General features: G+C 65.5%; 11 protein-coding genes and 14 pseudogenes. 16 read left to right on the top strand and 9 right to left on the bottom strand.

Features of this window, described 5'->3' with window-relative positions; translation table 11 throughout:
• Positions 1–37: 37 nt before the first annotated feature.
• A pseudogene (locus CSV86_RS32905) lies at positions 38–193 on the bottom strand (gluconate 2-dehydrogenase subunit 3 family protein); the annotation flags it as partial.
• A gap of 358 nt (positions 194–551) precedes the next feature.
• Here CSV86_RS32905 and CSV86_RS29150 point away from each other — a divergent pair.
• The 3 genes and pseudogenes from CSV86_RS29150 to CSV86_RS31480 all read left to right on the top strand — a co-directional run bounded on the left by CSV86_RS29150 (position 552) and on the right by CSV86_RS31480 (position 1,700).
• Positions 552–1,248 (top strand): annotated as a pseudogene (locus tag CSV86_RS29150) (2OG-Fe(II) oxygenase).
• A complete protein-coding gene (locus CSV86_RS29145) occupies positions 1,235–1,375 on the top strand; it encodes a hypothetical protein (protein ID WP_170395236.1) in 141 nt (46 codons plus the stop codon). Before CSV86_RS29150 ends, CSV86_RS29145 begins: the two are co-directional and overlap by 14 nt.
• A 163-nt stretch (positions 1,376–1,538) precedes the next feature.
• Positions 1,539–1,700, top strand: a complete 162-nt coding sequence (locus CSV86_RS31480; protein ID WP_205346504.1) for a 2OG-Fe(II) oxygenase — start codon at positions 1,539–1,541, stop codon at positions 1,698–1,700.
• An 85-nt stretch (positions 1,701–1,785) separates the two neighbouring features.
• Here CSV86_RS31480 and CSV86_RS29135 read toward each other — a convergent pair.
• The 3 pseudogenes from CSV86_RS29135 to CSV86_RS29125 all read right to left on the bottom strand — a co-directional run bounded on the left by CSV86_RS29135 (position 1,786) and on the right by CSV86_RS29125 (position 5,151).
• A pseudogene (locus tag CSV86_RS29135) lies at positions 1,786–2,805 on the bottom strand (gamma-aminobutyric acid-binding protein).
• Between the two features lie 376 nt (positions 2,806–3,181).
• Positions 3,182–4,102 (bottom strand): annotated as a pseudogene (locus CSV86_RS29130) (PDR/VanB family oxidoreductase).
• Positions 4,102–5,151: pseudogene (locus CSV86_RS29125) on the bottom strand (Rieske 2Fe-2S domain-containing protein). Before CSV86_RS29125 ends, CSV86_RS29130 begins: the two co-directional pseudogenes overlap by 1 nt.
• Positions 5,152–5,346: 195 nt before the next feature.
• Between CSV86_RS29125 and CSV86_RS29120 the strand changes: the two are divergent.
• From CSV86_RS29120 to CSV86_RS29115, 3 genes and pseudogenes are all read left to right on the top strand, one after another.
• Positions 5,347–6,047 (top strand): annotated as a pseudogene (locus CSV86_RS29120) (GntR family transcriptional regulator).
• Between the two features lie 226 nt (positions 6,048–6,273).
• Positions 6,274–6,495, top strand: coding sequence for a hypothetical protein (locus CSV86_RS32405; RefSeq protein ID WP_240160644.1), 222 nt, complete (start codon positions 6,274–6,276; stop codon positions 6,493–6,495).
• Positions 6,465–7,142 carry an MFS transporter gene (locus tag CSV86_RS29115; RefSeq protein ID WP_311985904.1) on the top strand — a complete coding sequence of 226 codons (678 nt, stop codon included), beginning with the start codon at positions 6,465–6,467 and terminating at the stop codon, positions 7,140–7,142. Before CSV86_RS32405 ends, CSV86_RS29115 begins: the two co-directional genes overlap by 31 nt.
• A 637-nt stretch (positions 7,143–7,779) precedes the next feature.
• Here CSV86_RS29115 and CSV86_RS32400 read toward each other — a convergent pair.
• The 4 genes and pseudogenes from CSV86_RS32400 to CSV86_RS32390 all read right to left on the bottom strand — a co-directional run.
• Positions 7,780–8,415 (bottom strand): annotated as a pseudogene (locus CSV86_RS32400) (OprD family outer membrane porin); the annotation flags it as partial.
• A 147-nt stretch (positions 8,416–8,562) separates the two neighbouring features.
• Entirely contained in the window at positions 8,563–8,748 is a 186-nt protein-coding gene (locus CSV86_RS32900; protein ID WP_311985903.1) for an OprD family outer membrane porin, read from the bottom strand.
• A gap of 11 nt (positions 8,749–8,759) precedes the next feature.
• The gene (locus CSV86_RS32895) at positions 8,760–8,825 is read right to left on the bottom strand and encodes a hypothetical protein (RefSeq protein WP_283811633.1); all 66 of its coding nucleotides are present in this window, start codon (positions 8,823–8,825) and stop codon (positions 8,760–8,762) included.
• Between the two features lie 100 nt (positions 8,826–8,925).
• Positions 8,926–9,213 carry a hypothetical protein gene (locus CSV86_RS32390; RefSeq protein WP_240160643.1) on the bottom strand — a complete coding sequence of 96 codons (288 nt, stop codon included), beginning with the start codon at positions 9,211–9,213 and terminating at the stop codon, positions 8,926–8,928.
• 250 nt (positions 9,214–9,463) lie between these two features.
• On the opposite strand from CSV86_RS32390, the pseudogene CSV86_RS29105 reads away from it, so the two are divergent.
• From CSV86_RS29105 to CSV86_RS32365, 10 genes and pseudogenes are all read left to right on the top strand, one after another.
• Positions 9,464–10,619, top strand: a pseudogene (locus tag CSV86_RS29105) (TolC family protein).
• A gap of 17 nt (positions 10,620–10,636) precedes the next feature.
• Positions 10,637–10,789, top strand: a complete 153-nt coding sequence (locus CSV86_RS33955) for a hypothetical protein (RefSeq protein ID WP_240160642.1) — start codon at positions 10,637–10,639, stop codon at positions 10,787–10,789.
• Positions 10,790–10,950: 161 nt separating this feature from the next.
• Positions 10,951–11,175: pseudogene (locus tag CSV86_RS33950) on the top strand (efflux RND transporter periplasmic adaptor subunit); the annotation flags it as partial.
• 205 nt (positions 11,176–11,380) lie between these two features.
• Positions 11,381–11,545 (top strand): annotated as a pseudogene (locus CSV86_RS33945) (hypothetical protein); the annotation flags it as partial.
• A gap of 48 nt (positions 11,546–11,593) precedes the next feature.
• The gene (locus tag CSV86_RS33940) at positions 11,594–11,881 is read left to right on the top strand and encodes an efflux RND transporter periplasmic adaptor subunit (protein ID WP_240160641.1); all 288 of its coding nucleotides are present in this window, start codon (positions 11,594–11,596) and stop codon (positions 11,879–11,881) included.
• The gene (locus CSV86_RS33885) at positions 11,866–12,249 is read left to right on the top strand and encodes a hypothetical protein (RefSeq protein WP_446532483.1); all 384 of its coding nucleotides are present in this window, start codon (positions 11,866–11,868) and stop codon (positions 12,247–12,249) included. Before CSV86_RS33940 ends, CSV86_RS33885 begins: the two co-directional genes overlap by 16 nt.
• Positions 12,237–12,596 (top strand): annotated as a pseudogene (locus CSV86_RS32875) (efflux RND transporter permease subunit); the annotation flags it as partial. The gene CSV86_RS33885 and the pseudogene CSV86_RS32875, both read left to right, overlap by 13 nt.
• Before the next feature lie 67 nt (positions 12,597–12,663).
• Positions 12,664–13,463, top strand: a pseudogene (locus tag CSV86_RS32870) (efflux RND transporter permease subunit).
• Positions 13,445–14,181 (top strand): annotated as a pseudogene (locus CSV86_RS32865) (efflux RND transporter permease subunit); the annotation flags it as partial. The pseudogenes CSV86_RS32870 and CSV86_RS32865, both read left to right, overlap by 19 nt.
• Positions 14,182–14,245: 64 nt before the next feature.
• A pseudogene (locus CSV86_RS32365) lies at positions 14,246–14,900 on the top strand (efflux RND transporter permease subunit); the annotation flags it as partial.
• On the opposite strand, the gene CSV86_RS33660 reads toward CSV86_RS32365, so the two are convergent.
• Positions 14,836–15,288 carry an alpha/beta fold hydrolase gene (locus CSV86_RS33660; RefSeq protein ID WP_376699786.1) on the bottom strand — a complete coding sequence of 151 codons (453 nt, stop codon included), beginning with the start codon at positions 15,286–15,288 and terminating at the stop codon, positions 14,836–14,838. The pseudogene CSV86_RS32365 and the gene CSV86_RS33660 overlap by 65 nt on opposite strands.
• Positions 15,289–15,357: the final 69 nt, after the last annotated feature.

Below are 15,357 nucleotides of genomic sequence, written 5' to 3'. Positions count from 1 at the left end.
GGTCGATGAAGATCGGCACGTTGCATTCGAGTGCGCCGGGGCCGCGGCCATCGGCGGGGATCAGGCGGTCGCAGGCGGCCTTGATGAAGGTCCACTCGGCGGCGCTGAAGAACACCGGGGTGTAGCTGTCGAGGCTCGGCGCGATGATCTCCGCCGCCACTGCCGCGCTCAGGCCGTCGAGGGCGATGCCCATGGCGGGCAAGGCGATCAGCGAAGACAGCAGGAACTTTCTTCGCGAGTTTTGCTTGGCTGACAACATGCAGGTTCACCTATTACCTTGCGCAGGGAACCCGGATGGCGTGCTGCATATCGACCCGGCAGGCTGGAGACCGCTCTTGGGGGTATCGACGGGCAGGCTTTGGCATCACGGGCAAAGTGGCCGGGGTGCCTGCCTTGCTTGTTACAAGACATTTCAAAACCGGCGTTGCTATGGCTTTGTCCGCGGGATGTCCGGGGAAGTTCGGTCGGATTGCGCAAGACCAGCGCAAGGAACGGAGTGTCCTGGGCCGCTGCCTCGGCAAACTGAGTCCATCCCACTCAGGTGCAACGGCATGCAGACCCGTTTTTCTTTTGAAAACCCCAGCCTTGTGCAGTCCCTGGATAACACGGGCCACGCCCTGCTCCCGGCACTGCTCAGCGGCGACGAATGCCGGCAACTGGTCGCCCTGTATCGGCAAAGCGAACGGTTCCGCTCGCGCATCGTCATGTCTCGCCACGGTTTGGCAGCGGTGAATACCAGTACTTTCGCTATCCCCTGCCTTCGCAGGTCGAGCGGCTGCGCCAGCGCATCTACCCCGTGCTTGCCGGGATCGCCAACCTGTGGAACAGCCGGCTCAAGCGCCAGGAGTCTTACCCGCCCTCCCTCTCCAGCTTTCTCCGGCAGTGTCACCGGGCAGGCCAGATGCGCCCACGCCCCTGCTGTTGCAGTACCGGCCCGGCGATTACAACTGCCTGCACCAGGACCTCTATGGAGACCTGTCCTTCCCTCTGCAGGTGGCGATCCTGCTGTCACGTCCCGGCGTTGATTTCGAGGGCGGCGAATTCTGCCTCACCGAGTATTCCAGCCAGGAGCACCGCGCCGAGGTCGTACCATTGCAGCAGGGCGACGGCGTGGTTTTCCCGGTGGCGATACGGCCAGTGCCGGGGCGGCGCGGTGGTTGGCGCAGGGTGCAGGTCAGGCATGGTGTCAGCCAGGTATCGAGCGGCAGCCGGCACACCCTGGGGGTGATCTTCCATGACGCTCGCTGACATGCTCGCCGGCCTCGAGCGGGACGGTTACCTGCTGCTCCCCGGCTACCTGGACGCCGACCGGTTCGGCTCCTGCGGCCTGCTCAACACCTTGAAGACGACCTTCTATCCGCCGCTGGCAGCATAGCCAACCATTGGAGTGAACAGGAAGCCTACCCGCCACAACTGGCCGCACTGCAGGCGCGCTGCCGCGAAGCGGGCCGTGCGCTGGATCCTTCACGCTATACCCGCCTGCGCGAGCAGGAGCACCAGCCGTTGCGCCAATCGCCGACGGCTTTTCCGCTGCTGTTGTGCGCTCTTCTGTGCACTCCGGCAAGGACTTCAGCGGTGGCGACCTGCTGCTCACCGAGCACCGCCCGCGCCTGCAATCCCGGCCCATCGTGGTGCCGTTGCGCCGGGGCGACATCGCGATCATTCCGCCGGCCGCCGCCCGGTACGCCACTCCCGGGTGACGACGCGCCACGCCATCAGCCGGGTCCACAGCGGCGAGCGCCTGGGCCTGGAGCTGTTCTTCGATCTGCTGTGAGCGCGCTTCGTTTAGCGCGCAGCCCAGGCGTTGAAGCGCTCTTCCAGTTCCTCGCCGTGGTCCACCCAGAATCCGGAATCCACCAGCAGCCCCTGCTCCAGGTTGGCCGGCGCGGTCGGCAACTGGGCCTGGACGTCCAGCGGCAAGGCATCCAGCGCCTGCTTGTTGACCGGGCCGTAGGGGATGCTCGACGAGAAGCGCTGCTGGTTGGCCGCCTGGCTGGCGAAGACGATGAATTTCTCGCCAGGGCCTTGTTCGGCGAGCCCTTGACGATGGCCCAGTGGTCGGGTCATAGAGGCCGCCGTTCCAGACGATGCCGAGGTGGGTGCCTTCCTTCTGGGCCACGGCGATGCGTCCGTTGTAGGCGGCGGACATCACCACGTCATTGGCCGCCAGCCATTGCGGCGGCTGGGCGCCGGCTTCCCACCACTGGATCGAGGACTTGATCTGGTCGAGCTTGGCGAAGGCGCGGGTCACGCCGGCAGGGGTGGCGAGCACCTTGTACAGGTCGGCACGGCTGACGCCATCGGCGAGCAAGGCGGCTTCCAGGGTGTACTTGGCGCCTTTGCGCAGGCCGCGCTTGCCGGGATACTTGGCGGTGTCCCAGAAGTCGGCCCAGGAGGCGGGTGGCGAGGACAGCTTCGCCGGTCGTAGGCCATGACCATGGACCAGACATAGCTGGCGACGCCGCATTCACTGACAGTATCGGCCAGGTAGTGCTCGCCGTTGCCAAGCAGCGCCGGGTCGATCTTCTCGAACAGCCCCTCTTCGCAACCGCGCAGCAGTTCGGGGCTTTCCACCTCGACCACGTCCCAGGAAACCTGGCCGACGCTGACCATGGCCTTCACCTTGGACAGCTCACCGTTATAGTCGCCGGCCACCACCTTGCCCGCCCCGCTCTGCTCGAACGGCTTGAAATAGGCCTGGTCCTGGGCGGCCTTGGTGGCGCCGCCGAAGGAAATCACGGTGAGCTTGTCCGTCGCGGCCAGGGCATTGCCGCCGCCAGAGTGGAAACCACAGCCAACGCGCACGCACGCATTTTCAAAGACATCGACACTTCCTCCCTACTACTCAAGGTAAATGCCGGGTAGCCGCGAACAGCAGGCGCGGGTCGTCGACCCCGACATGGTTGGCAAAGACAGTCTTGAAAGGGCAGTAAGGCGGGCGCGGGCTCTTCTGTTCGGGCCCTGACACCGGCCGGGTTTCGAGCGCTTGGAATGCGCGTCGTTTTTTATTCTTCGGGTGAGGAGGATGATGGAGCAGAGCGGGGGTTAGGCAAATTATTAAAATGTTGGGCTGGGCAGGAAAAAGCTTTGTAGTGACCGACGGGCCAACCCGATCCCGTAATTGGATGGACTCGCCCCCGCCGAGGCGTCTGTGCGCCACGGTGGGGGCGAGTCCATCCAATTACAGGTCTAGTACCAGGCAGCCACCCCGGGCCCTTGAGCAGCAAGGCGTCATTTGCCCGCGGCGCTCTTCGGCAGTTAGGAACTGGTCGCGGTGATCCACCTCGCCATCCACCACCCGGGTAATGCAGGTGCCGCAGATTCCCTGCTCGCAGGATACCGGGATGATGATTCCGGCGTCGTCCAGCACCTGGGTGATGAACGATCCGCCGGCACCTCGAAGACCTGCCCCGTCGCGTGGATGCGCACCTCGAAGGCCGCGTCTTCAGCCTGGGTAAGCGGCGCTGCGCCGAAGTATTCGCGATGCAGTCGCGACTCGTCCCAGCCCAGCGCCCGGGCGCCTTCGAGCACATGGTCGATGTAGCCTGCCGGACCGCAGACATACAGATGCGTATCCGCCGGCTCGTTGGCCAGGACCGTAGCCAGGTCGAGGCGTTGGCCGTCGTCGAAATAGCACCTGGCCGGCAGTTCGCCGAGCTGGTCGAGAAACGCCGCACGTTGCGCCGAACGCGCCGAGTAGTGAACGGCGAATGGCCGTCCTTCGCGGGCCAGGCTGTGGGCCATGGCCAGGATCGGCGTGATGCCGATACCACCGGCGAACAACAGCGAGCGCCCTGCCCCGCTGTCCAGCGCGAACAGGTTGCGCGGCTCGCTGACCGTCACTCGCTGGCCACCCGCAACCGCTGGTGCACCGCGCGCGAGCCGCCGCGGGACGCCGCATCATGCAGCACACCGATGCAGTAGCGGTGCTGCTCGTGCGGGTCGTTGCACAGTGAATACTGGCGGACCAGCCCCTGGTCGAGGTGCACGTCTATATGCGCCCCGGCGGTGAACGCGGGCAATGGCGCGCCGTCTTCGCGGACCAGCTCCAGGCCGACGATGTCTCGGCCTCCAGGCGCATAGCCTTGATCAGCAGTTCCATCACGATGCACTCCGGGCAATCACCGGTGCCTGCTCGGCGGCGATGATCCGCTCGATGATGCGTCGAGACTGCACGCCGCCGGCATCGATATTGAGCTTGAGCAGGCTGCGCTGCGGGTGTTCCAGCAGGTTGCGCTGCTGGCGCTCGAGCATTTCCAGATCCTCGGCGAAGATCTTGCCCTGGCCGCTGCGGATGGTCTCGGTCAGCGCCGGGTCATCGGCCTTGAAGTTGCGCGCCATGCCCCAGAAGTACCAGATCGAGGTGTCGCTCTCGGCGTGATGAAATCGACCACGATGCTCCCGGCCTTGCAATGCGCCGGTGCGTCGTAGCCGCCGGTACCGGCATGGGCCACGCCGACTTCGATCATCACGTGGCTGGGCGGGGTAAAGCGGCAGATCTGCCAGCGATCCACCGGCACGTCGTCGCCAGGCCGTTGCCGCGCAGGGCGGCCTGCCAGAACGGCGGCGGCAGGATGTTCTCCATGAAGCGACTGGTGATCACTTCGTCGCCACTGACCCGGGTGTTGACCGGCGCCTCGTCGATTTCCTTCTGGCCGATGCTCGAAGCATGCACGTAGGTTTCGTGGTCAGGTCCATCAGGTTGTCGATCATCAGCCGGTAGTCGCAGGCGATGTGGTAGAGCCCGCCGCCGTACGCCCAGTCAGGACTGTCAGCCCAATGCAGGTTAGGGATCAGCGCCGTGTCGGCACGGGCGGGATCACCGGGCCAGACCCAGATGAAGCCATGACGCTCTTCGACCGGGAAGCTGCGGATCGCCGGAAAGGCCTGCACCCGCTGGCACGGCATGGTGGCGGTGCGGCCATCGCTGCCCATTTCCAGGCCGTGGTAACCGCATACCAGCTTGCCGTCGCGGACGAAGCCCAGCGACAGCGGCGCGCCACGGTGCGGGCAGAAATCCTCGAGGGCGGCGACGCGGGAGTGGTCGCCGCGGTAGAACACCATGTTTTCATTGCAGATCTTGCGGCCCAGGGGCTTTTCAGCGATCTCGTCCGGGGTGCAGGCGACGTACCAGGCGTTTTTCGGGTGCATGGGTCAGGCTCGTTTTGTTGTTGTGATGGATCCATAAATTGGATTTAACCCGTTAAAAACGCAATATATGCACGCTTAATGGATCCATTAACGGTTCGATAATCGCCCGGCTTTTTTCTTCCCGCCCGCTCTTCGCAGCGGCCGGCAAAGCCGCTACAGTGCCGCGCATGAAGGGTTTTGGCCGTGGAGGCCGCAGTGAGTGGATCCGGACAACGTGTATTGAACCTGCTGCGCAGGATGATCCTCGACGGGCAGTTCGCCCCGGCGAGCGCATCGCCGAAGTACCCACCGCCGAATTGCTGGAAGTCTCGCGGATGCCGGTACGCATGGCGTTGCGCGCGCTCGAACAGGAAGGGCTGCTGGTTCGCCACGGGGCACGGGGTTTCGCGGTGAAGCAAGTGACGGCGCAAACCCTCGGCAATGCCGTGGAGGTGCGTGGCGTACTGGAAGGGCTGGCGGCGCGGCAGGCGGCCGAGCGCGGTATAAGCATGGCGACGCGCGCAGTACTGCTGGAGTGCCTGGAGCAGGCGGACAGCTTGTTCGACAAGGGCTTCGTCAGCGAAGAAGACCTGGCGGCCTACCACGACATCAACAAGCGCTTCCACCAGGCCATCATCGAAGCCAGCGGCAACGCCGCGGTGGCCGAAGCGCTGTCGCGCAACGAACACCTGCCGTTCGCCTCGGTGAGTTCGATCGCCGTGGACCGCAGCAACCTGGCCCAGGAGTTTCGCCGGTTCAATTTCGCCAACATGCAGCATCACACCCTGGTCGATGCCCTGCTGGCCGGACAGGGCGCACGGGCCGAGGCGATCATGCGCGAGCATGCGCAGGTGACCATCAGGTACATGAAGATCTTCAGCGGACCAAGGCAGGAAGGATTGAAGATCATTCAATGACCGTACGGACAAAACATGTAAATTTTGCATGAAAACAAAACATCGTTATTAACAAAGCACCAAGCGGTATTTCACAACACAGCCCTCCGCCCCTACCCTGTTCGCCATCCCAAGTGATGAAGAACCCAACCATGTCCCGCCCAGAAACCCGCCCTGCGCTAAGGCGGACGACCTGAACGCCCTGACCCGACCGGACGCACCACCGACCTTCCAGCGCAAGGTGCCGATGATCATCGGCTGCGCGCTGTTCATGGAGCTGCTCGACTCCACCGCCGTGCTCACCGCCCTGCCGCAACTGGCGGCGGATTTCGGCGAGCCCAGCGTGCGCATGAACCTGGTGGTCACCCTTTACCTGCTGGCGGTGGCAATGTTCATCCCCTCAGCGGCTGGCTGGCCGAACGGCTTGGGCCGCGCCGGGTGTTCATCGCCGCCATCGGCCTGTTCGTAGCCAGCTCGCTGGCCTGTGCGCTGTCCGCCAGCCTCTGGCAACTGGCCCTGGCGCGTTTCTGCCAGGGCATGGCCGCAGCGCTAATGGTGCCGGTGGGCCAGGTGATCCTGCTGCGCTGGTCGAGCAAGGGCGACCTGCTCAAGGCCATGGCCTACCTGACCATGCCCGCCCTGCTCGGCCCGGTGTTCGGCCCGCCGCTGGGCGGATTGCTGGTGACCGGGTTGTCGTGGCACTGGATCTTCCTGCTCAACCTGCCATCGGCCTGCTCGGGATACTGCTGGTGCTGCGCCATGTGCCGGACTACCCGGGGCAACGCACCCGCTCGCTGGACTGCGCGGCTTCCTGCTCGGCAGCCCGGCGCTGGCCTGCCTGGTGCTGGCATTCGAAAGCCTCGGGCACGGTTCGTTGCGCTGGGAATGGTCGTGCCTGTTGCTGCTGGCCGGCGCGGGTTTCGCCTGCGCCTATGTGCGCCATGCACGGCGCGCAGTTTCGCCGCTGCTGGACCTGTCGTTGCTGCGCATTCCCAGTTTTGCCCTGGTGCTATGGGGCGGCACCCTGTTTCGCCTGGCAGTGCCTCGCTGCCGTTCTTGCTGGTGCTGCTGTTTCAGCTGGGATATGGCATGAGCGCGCTGCAGGCGGGCTGTTGACCTTCGCCGGCGGCGCCGGAGCCCTGCTGATCAAGTTCATCTCGGTGCCCTGGCGCGGCGTTTCGGCTTTCGCGACCTGCTGATGTGGAACACCGTACTGGGGCGCTTTCCATTGCCCTGTGTGCGCTGTTTACCGAGGACACCGCACCGCTGGTAGTGATGTCGATGCTGTTCGTCGCGGGCTGTCGCGCTCGTTGCAAATGACTGCGATGGGCGCGCTGACCTACGCCGATATCCCGCCGGAGCGCTCGGCCAGCGCGGCGACGCTGTCGGCGACCAGCGTGCAGATCAGCCTGAGCCTGGCCGTGTGCCTGGCGGCGATGTTGCTGGGCGGGATCCAGCGGGTGCAGGGGCATGGCCAGCCGGAGGCCGGGGATATTCAGGTGACCTTGGTGCTGGTGAGCCTGATGTGTCTGGGGCCGGGTTGGTGTTTCGGCGTTTGGACAGGGAGAAATGAGGTGAGCTTTCGGGCCTCATCGCTGGCAAGCCAGCTCCCACAGGGTCCGGGGGGCAGCTCAAAACCTGTGGGAGCTGGCTTGCCAGCGATGAGGCCGGTAAGAGCAACACAAAAAAAGGCGCCCAACGGGCGCCAAGGACATCCACCTTTAACCAAGGAGCAGGGGAGCTTCAAGGTGAATCAGAGTACCGACAGCGGGTATTCCACTATCAGGCGAACCTCGTCCAGGTCGGATTCGAACGCGGTGGCGCGGGTGGTGGCCTGGCGCACGCGCAGCGACAGGTCCTGGCTGCGCCTTCCTGCACCACGTATTTCACTTCGATATTCCCGCTCCCAGCGCTTCTGGTCGGTGAGCGGATCGCCATTGCCATCGCGACGCATGTAGACGCTGTTGGCATTGGAGTAGTCCGCATCGCTGCCCTTGCCATAGCGGGTCATGAATGACAGCCCCGGCACGCCGTAGCTGGCCATGTCCAGGTCGTAGCGCAGCATCCACGAGCGTTCTTTCGGTGAGTTGAAGTCGCTGTACTGGATGGAGTTGTCGAGGAAAATCGAGTCCGACTGGCGCAGGTAGTCGAAGTCATCGTCACCGTTGTTGCGCTGGTGCGTCAGGGCCACGGTATGCGCACCGAAACGCAGCCCCAGCTTGCCGCTCCAGATGGTGTTGTCGAACTCGCCCAGCAGTTGCTTGCCTCGTCGACGGCGCGATAGCGTTGAAACGGTAATCAGGTCCAGGTCGTCGGCCAGCGGATAAGTGAAGCTGGTGCCGACGTAGTACTGGTTCCAGGCATCCTTGAGACGACTGCCATACGGCTGACACTGAGATTGTCGGTGATCGCATAGTCACCACGCATAGGCAACCCACGGCGAATCCACTGCACCACCATAGAAGGTCACGAAACCGTCACAGCATGTTGCTCGATACCGGCTGGCTCATGGCATGCAGGCGCCCTGCCTGCAAGGTCAGGCCATCGAAACTGGTGTTTTTCCGCCGTCACTCCACGGAACTTTCCGCAGCAGGCGCGAGTCGCCGGCGGCGACCACGGGGGTCACCGGAAACACATCGCCGACCCGCACCACAGTGTCGAACAAGCGCACCTTCGCCGCGCCGCCGACCTTGGTGTACTCGTCCCGGGCCTGGCCAATCACGCGCCACCGCACTACATCGAAGGAAAACTGCGCCCGCCGTTGCGGCCAGCGCCGGTATCGAGCTTCAGGCCGAGCATGGCGAAGGCATCGACGCCGAAGCCGACCGTACCTTGTGGTGAAGCCGGAAGAAAACCTGCCGATAACGGCGTGGGCCCAGGCTTCGGAATAACCGTTATATCACCGGCTTTGCATAGGTTGGCGCCGGGCCATCGCGATGATCGCGGTTGAAGTAGAATTTGCGGTCAACACCGACAGGCTGCTGCCTTCGACAAAACCTTCCTCCTGTTCACCGGCGCTGACCAACTGGCTTGCCGGCAGCGCGCAAAGCGCTGCCAGATACAACGGTAACCTGCGACTCATGCAATGCTCCTTCGAGGTCCGGCAGTTTTTATTGTGAGTTCGACGGGCGTTGCTGGAATTGTGATTCGCCCGGCCAGAGCATTGCTGACGCAGATACGCCAGCATGAGCGGGGCATTACATTCCCGTCATCGCGCTGTTAGCCGGCGACTGTCCTGATTACAGAATTGTCATCCTGCCGCCACCCCTTGATAGCTGCAGCTCCCTAGAGTGCCGCCATCCACTCAACCGGGCCTGGCGGCACCTTCGGCGTTTTCCGTCGGGCTTTCCGAGCACGAGGAACCGTCAGTGCCCCGCCTCCCGTTACTGCCCAGAACCGTCCTCTCACTGTGCGCCGCCCTGGCCGTATCGCCGGCCATGGCAGACAGCCTGAGCCTGCCCCAGGCCCTGGCTGCAGCCCTGGAGCGGAACCCGGCCATGGCTGCCGCACGCCAGGAGATCGGCATCGCCGACGGCGCCCGGCGCCAGGCCGGGCTGATGCCCAACCCGGAACTGTCCTACGAGGTCGAAGACACCCGGCGCAACACCAGCACCACCACCGTGACCCTTAGCCAGCCATTGGAACTGGGTGGCAAGCGCGGCGCGCGGATCGAGGTCGCCAGCCTCGGCCAGAATCTCGCTCGACTTCGCCTGGAACAGCAGGTCAACGACCTGCGTGCCGAAGTGACCCAGGCCTTCCATGCCGCCCTGCGCGCCGAGGCGGGGTGGAACTGGCACGGCAATCCCTGGAGCTGACCGAGCGTGGCCTGCGCGTGGTCACGGGCAAGGTCGGCGCGGGCAAGTCCTCGCCGGTGGAAGCCACACGTGCCGAGGTGCAACTGGCCGAGGCACGCCTGCAACTGGGCCGCGCCGAACGCGAGCAGGACGTGGCCTGGCGACACCTGGCCCAGGTGATCGGCAGCCCTGTCGCCACCTTCGACCAACTGCTGTCACCTTCACTGTCGCCAGGCCTGCCTCCGGACACAGAGCGGATGCTCGCTCGCCTGGAACAGACCGCCGAACTGCGCCAGGCCGCTGCGCAGATCGAACAGAACGAAGCCGAACTGGGCTCGGAAAAGGCCCTGCGCATTCCCAACCTGACCGTCAGCCTCGGCAGCCAGTACGACCGCGCCGAGCGCGAGCGGGTCAATGTGGTCGGCCTGTCCTTGCCCTTGCCGCTGTTCGACCGCAACCAGGGCAACGTCCTGGCCGCCGCGCGCCGCGCCGACCAGGCCCGCGACCTGCGCAATGCCGTGGAACTGCGCCTGCGCAGCGAGACCCGCAGCGCCCTGAACCAGTGGGCCACGGCGATGGATGAGGTGGGGGCCTACGACCGCACCATCCTGCCCGCCGCGCGCCAGGCCGTGGAAACCGCCACCCGCGGCTTCGAGATGGGCAAGTTCGGCTTTATCGAAGTGCTCGACGCCCAGCGCACCCTGATCGGCGCCCGCGAGCAGTACCTCGCCGCCCTCGCCGCTGCCAGCGACGCCGGGCCCGGGTCGAGCGGGTCTACGGCGACCTCGACATCCTTTGAATCCTACGGAGCATCCGATGAACAACTCACGCAAGATCGCCCTCGCGCTGGCCGTGGCGGCGGCCCTCGGCTTTGCCGGGCTGGCCTGGAACGACGAAGCCGCCACGGCAAGGACGATGGGCACGGCCACGGTGCGGAAAAACCGCCGCCCGGGACGACCACGACCATGAAGAACCAGGCGAAGCCGGCCACGAGGAAGAAGGTCGGCTGATGCTCACCGAACAGCAGATCCAGGCCGCCGGCATCGAGCTGGAGGCCGCTGCCCGCGGAACCTGGAGAGCGTGGTCAGCTTCCCGGCGAAATCCGCTTCGACGAGGACCGCACCGCCCATGTGGTGCCCCGGGTACCGGGCGTGGTGGAAAGTGTCCATGCCAATCTCGGCGAGACCGTGAAAAAGGGCCAGTTGCTGGCGGTGATCGCCAGCCAGCAGATTTCCGACCTGCGCAGCGAGCAGCAGGCCGCGCAGCGCCGGGTCGAACTGGCACGGGTGACCTTCGAACGGGAACGGCAGCTCTGGCAGGAGCGCATCTCCGCCGAACAGGATTACCTGCAGGCACGGCAGGCCTTGCAGGAAGCCGAGATCGGCCTGGGCAACGCCCGGCAGAAGGTCGCCGCGCTGGGCACTCGGTCGGCGCGGTCGGCGGCAATCGCTATGAACTGCGCGCGCCGTTCGACTCGGTGGTGGTGGAGAAACACCTGGCCCTCGGCGAGGTGGTCAGCGAGGCCAGCAATGCCTTCACCCTGTCCGACCTGTCGCGGGTCTGGGCCACCTTCGCCGTGCCGCCACGGGACCTGGACAAGGTTGTCAGCGGCCGGCCCGTGCGCGTTTCGTCGCCGGACCTGGGCAGCACCGTGGACGGCGCCATCGGCTATGTCGGCAGCCTGCTGGCGAGCAGAACCGCGCCGCCACCGTTCGCGTCACCCTGACCAACCCTGATGGCGCCTGGCGGCCGGGGCTGTTCGTCAATGTCGCAGTGGCCGGGCAGGTAGCGCCGGCAGCCGTCACCGTGCGCCACGAGGCGATACAGAGCGTGGAAGAACAGCCCTCGGTATTCGTGCGCAACGCCGACGGCTTCGATACCCGACCGGTGTCCCTGGGCCGCCGCGACGGCGACTACGTCGAGATCCTCGACGGCCTGGCGGCCGGCGACCTGGTCGCCACCCGTGGCAGCTTCACCCTCAAGTCGAGCTGGGCAAGGCCTCCGCCGAGCACAGCCACTGATGCGCCCGTACAGGATGACCCTCCATGTTTGAACGTCTGATTCGCTTTGCCATCGAGCAGCGCATCGTGGTGATGATCGCCGTGCTGCTGATGGCCGGCCTGGGAATCTACAGCTACCAGAAGCTGCCCCATCGACGCGGTGCCGGATATCACCAACGTCCAGGTGCAGATCAACACCGCAGCCCCGGGCTACTCGCCCCTGGAAACCGAGCAGCGCATCACCTTCGCGGTGGAAACCGCCATGGCCGGCCTGCCCGGGCTCAAGCAAACGCGCTCGCTGTCGCGCTCGGGGCTGTCCAGGTCACGGTGATCTTCGCCGATGGCACCGACATCTTCTTCGCCCGCAGCAGGTCAACGAACGCCTGCAGGTCGCCAGGGAGCAACTGCCCGACGGCGTGGAAGCGCTGATGGGCCCGGTATCCACCGGCCTCGGCGAGATCTTCTGTGGACCGTGGAAGCCGAGGACGGAGCGCGCAAGGAAGACGGCACGCCTACACCCCCACCGACCTGCGGTGATCCAGGACTGGATCATCAAGCCGCAGTTGCGCAACGTGCCCGGCGTGGCCGAGATCAACACCATCGGCGGCTTCGCCCGGCAATACCTGGTCGCCCCGGATCCGCGGCGCCTGGCCGCCTACCCGGCTGACCCTCGCGACCTGGTCACGGCCCTGGAACGCAACAACGGCAACGTCGGTGCCGGCTATATCGAGCGCAACGGCGAGCAGTTGCTGATCCGCGCACCGGGCCAGGTGGGCAGCCTCGAGGATATCGCCAACATCGTGATCTCCAGCGTGGACGGCACGCCGATCCGGGTCAGCAGCGGTGGCCGAAGTCAGCATCGGCAAGGAACTGCGCTCCGGCGCCGCCACCGAGAACGGCCGCGAAGTGGTGCTGGGCACGGTGTTCATGCTGATCGGGGAAAACAGCCGCACGGTATCCCAGGCCGTGGCCGCCAGGCTGGCCGAGATCAACCGCACCCTGCCCGAGGGCGTAGTCGCGGTAACCGTCTACGACCGCACCCACCTGGTGGAAAAAGCCATCGCCACGGTGAAGAAGAACCTGGTCGAAGGCGCGATCCTGGTGATCGCCATCCTCTTCCTGTTCCTCGGCAACATCCGCGCGGCGCTGATTACCGCGATGGTCATCCGCTGTCGATGCTGTTCACCTTCACCGGCATGTTCCACAACAAGGTCAGCGCCAACCTGATGAGCCTCGGCGCCCTGGACTTCGGCATCATCGTCGACGGCGCGGTGGTCATCGTCGAGAACGCCATCCGCCGCCTGGCCCATGCCCAGCACAGGCACGGGCGCATCCTGACCCGCGCCGAACGCTTCCATGAAGTCTTCGCCGCCGCCCGCGAGGCGCGCCGGCCGCTGATCTTCGGCCAGTTGATCATCATGGTGGTGTACCTGCCGATCTTCGCCCTGACCGGGGTCGAAGGCAAAATGTTCCACCCCATGGCCTTTACCGTGGTCATCGCCCTGCTCGGCGCCATGCTGCTGTCGGTGACCTTCGTCCCGGCGGCGATCGCCATGTTCGTCACCGGCAAGGTCAAGGAGGAGGAAGGCCTGGTCATGCGCAAGGCGCGCCTGGGCTACGCCCGGTGCTGGAATGGGTGCTGAAGCATCGCAACCTGGCCTTTGCCTCGGCGGTGGGCGTGGTGGTGCTGACCGGCGCCATGGCCAGCCGCATGGGCAGCGAGTTCATCCCCAGCCTCAGCGAGGGCGACCTGGCCCTGCAGGCATTGCGGGTACCGGGTACCAGCCTGAGCCAGTCGGTGGAGATGCAGCAGCGCCTGGAAAAGGCCCTGCTGCAGCAGGTGCCGGAAGTGCAACGGGTGTTCGCCCGCACCGGCACGGCGGAAATCGCCGCCGACCCGATGCCGCCGAACATTTCGACGCCTACATCATGCTCAAGCCCAAGGCGCAATGGCCGGATCCGGCAAATCGCGGGACGCCATCATCGCCCCGTGCAACAGGCCGCCGCCAGCGTTCCGGGCAGCAGCCACGAGCTGTCGCAGCCGATCCAGTTGCGTTTCAACGAACTGATTTCCGGGGTCCGCAGCGATGTCGCGGTGAAGGTCTTCGGCGACGACATGGACACCCTCAACCGCACGGCGGCGAAGATCGCCACGGCCTTGCAGGGTGTGCCGGGTGCCTCGGAGGTGAAGGTGGAACAGACCACCGGCCTGCCGTGCTGACCATCAATATCGACCGCGAGAAAGCAGCGCGCCATGGCCTGAACATCGGCGAAGTGCAGGATGCCGTGGCGATCGCCGTCGGCGGGCGCCAGGCCGGCACCCTGTACGAGGGCGACCGCCGCTTCGACCTGGTGGTGCGCCTGTCCGAAACCCTGCGCACCGATGTCGCCGGGCTTGCCGACCTGCTGATCCCGGTGCCGGCCAATGCCGCCCTGGGTGCCGAGCGGATCGGTTTTCATCCCGTTGTCGCAGGTCGCCAGCCTCGACCTGCAACCGGGCCCGAACCAGATCAGCCGGGAAAACGGCAAGCGTCTGGTGGTGGTCAGTGCCAACGTGCGCGGACGCGACCTGGGCTCGTTCGTCGAGGAGGCCAGCGACACGCTGGTGCGGACGTGCAGATCCCGGGGGTACTGGACCACCTGGGGCGGCCAGTTCGAGCAGTTGCAATCGGCGGCAAGCGCTTGCAGGTGTGGTGCGGTGGCCTTGCTGCTGGTCCTGACCCTGCTGTTCCTGATGTTCAACAACCTCAAGGATGGCTTGCTGGTATTTACCGGATCCCCTTCGCCCTCACCGGCGGCGTGTTGGCCCTGTGGCTGCGGGATATTCCGCTGTCGATCTCGGCGGGCGTGGGTTTTATCGCCCTGTCGGGGGTGGCGGTGCTCAACGGCCTGGTGATGATTTCCTTCATCCGCAACCTGCGCGAGGAAGGCGCTTCATTGAGCAGCGCCGTGACCGAAGGCGCCCTGACCCGCCTGCGGCCGGTGCTGATGACGGCGCTGGTGGCGTCCTCGGCTTCATTCCAATGGCCCTGGCCACCGGCACCGGCGCAGAGGTCCAGCGGCCGCTGGCGACCGTGGTGATCGGCGGGATCCTGTCGTCGACGGCGCTGACCCTGCTGGTCTTGCCAGCGCTGTATCAGTGGGCGTATCGGCGCGACGAGGAACTGCCGGGCAGTAACACGCCGTCAGGCGTCGAAGCGGCCGTCCAGCCACTGACCGAGCAACTCGCTGGTGCGCTCCGGGTGCCAGCGGCGGCAGGTGGCCACAGGCCTCGATCACTTCGAGACGGGCACCGGGGATGCCGGCCTGGATCACCCGGGCCTCGGTCAGCGGCGTGATTTCGTCCTGGGCGCCGAACAGCACCAGGGTCGGCACCTTGATCGCGGCCAGCAGCGGTTGGTAATCGGCACGTTCGATGATCGCCCGCTGCTGGCGGATGAAGCCCTCGCGGCCGATGGCATCGGCCATGTCCATCACCACCTGCGGCACCTGGCTGTCGAGGGCGCGGGCATGCATCAGGCGCGGCAGCAGTTGCGG

It is taken from the genome of Pseudomonas bharatica CSV86 (assembly GCF_000319305.2).
Taxonomy (GTDB): domain Bacteria; phylum Pseudomonadota; class Gammaproteobacteria; order Pseudomonadales; family Pseudomonadaceae; genus Aquipseudomonas; species Aquipseudomonas bharatica.
The sequence above is the reverse complement of the archived record's forward strand: the minus strand, read 5'-3'. Positions and strand labels throughout refer to the sequence as shown.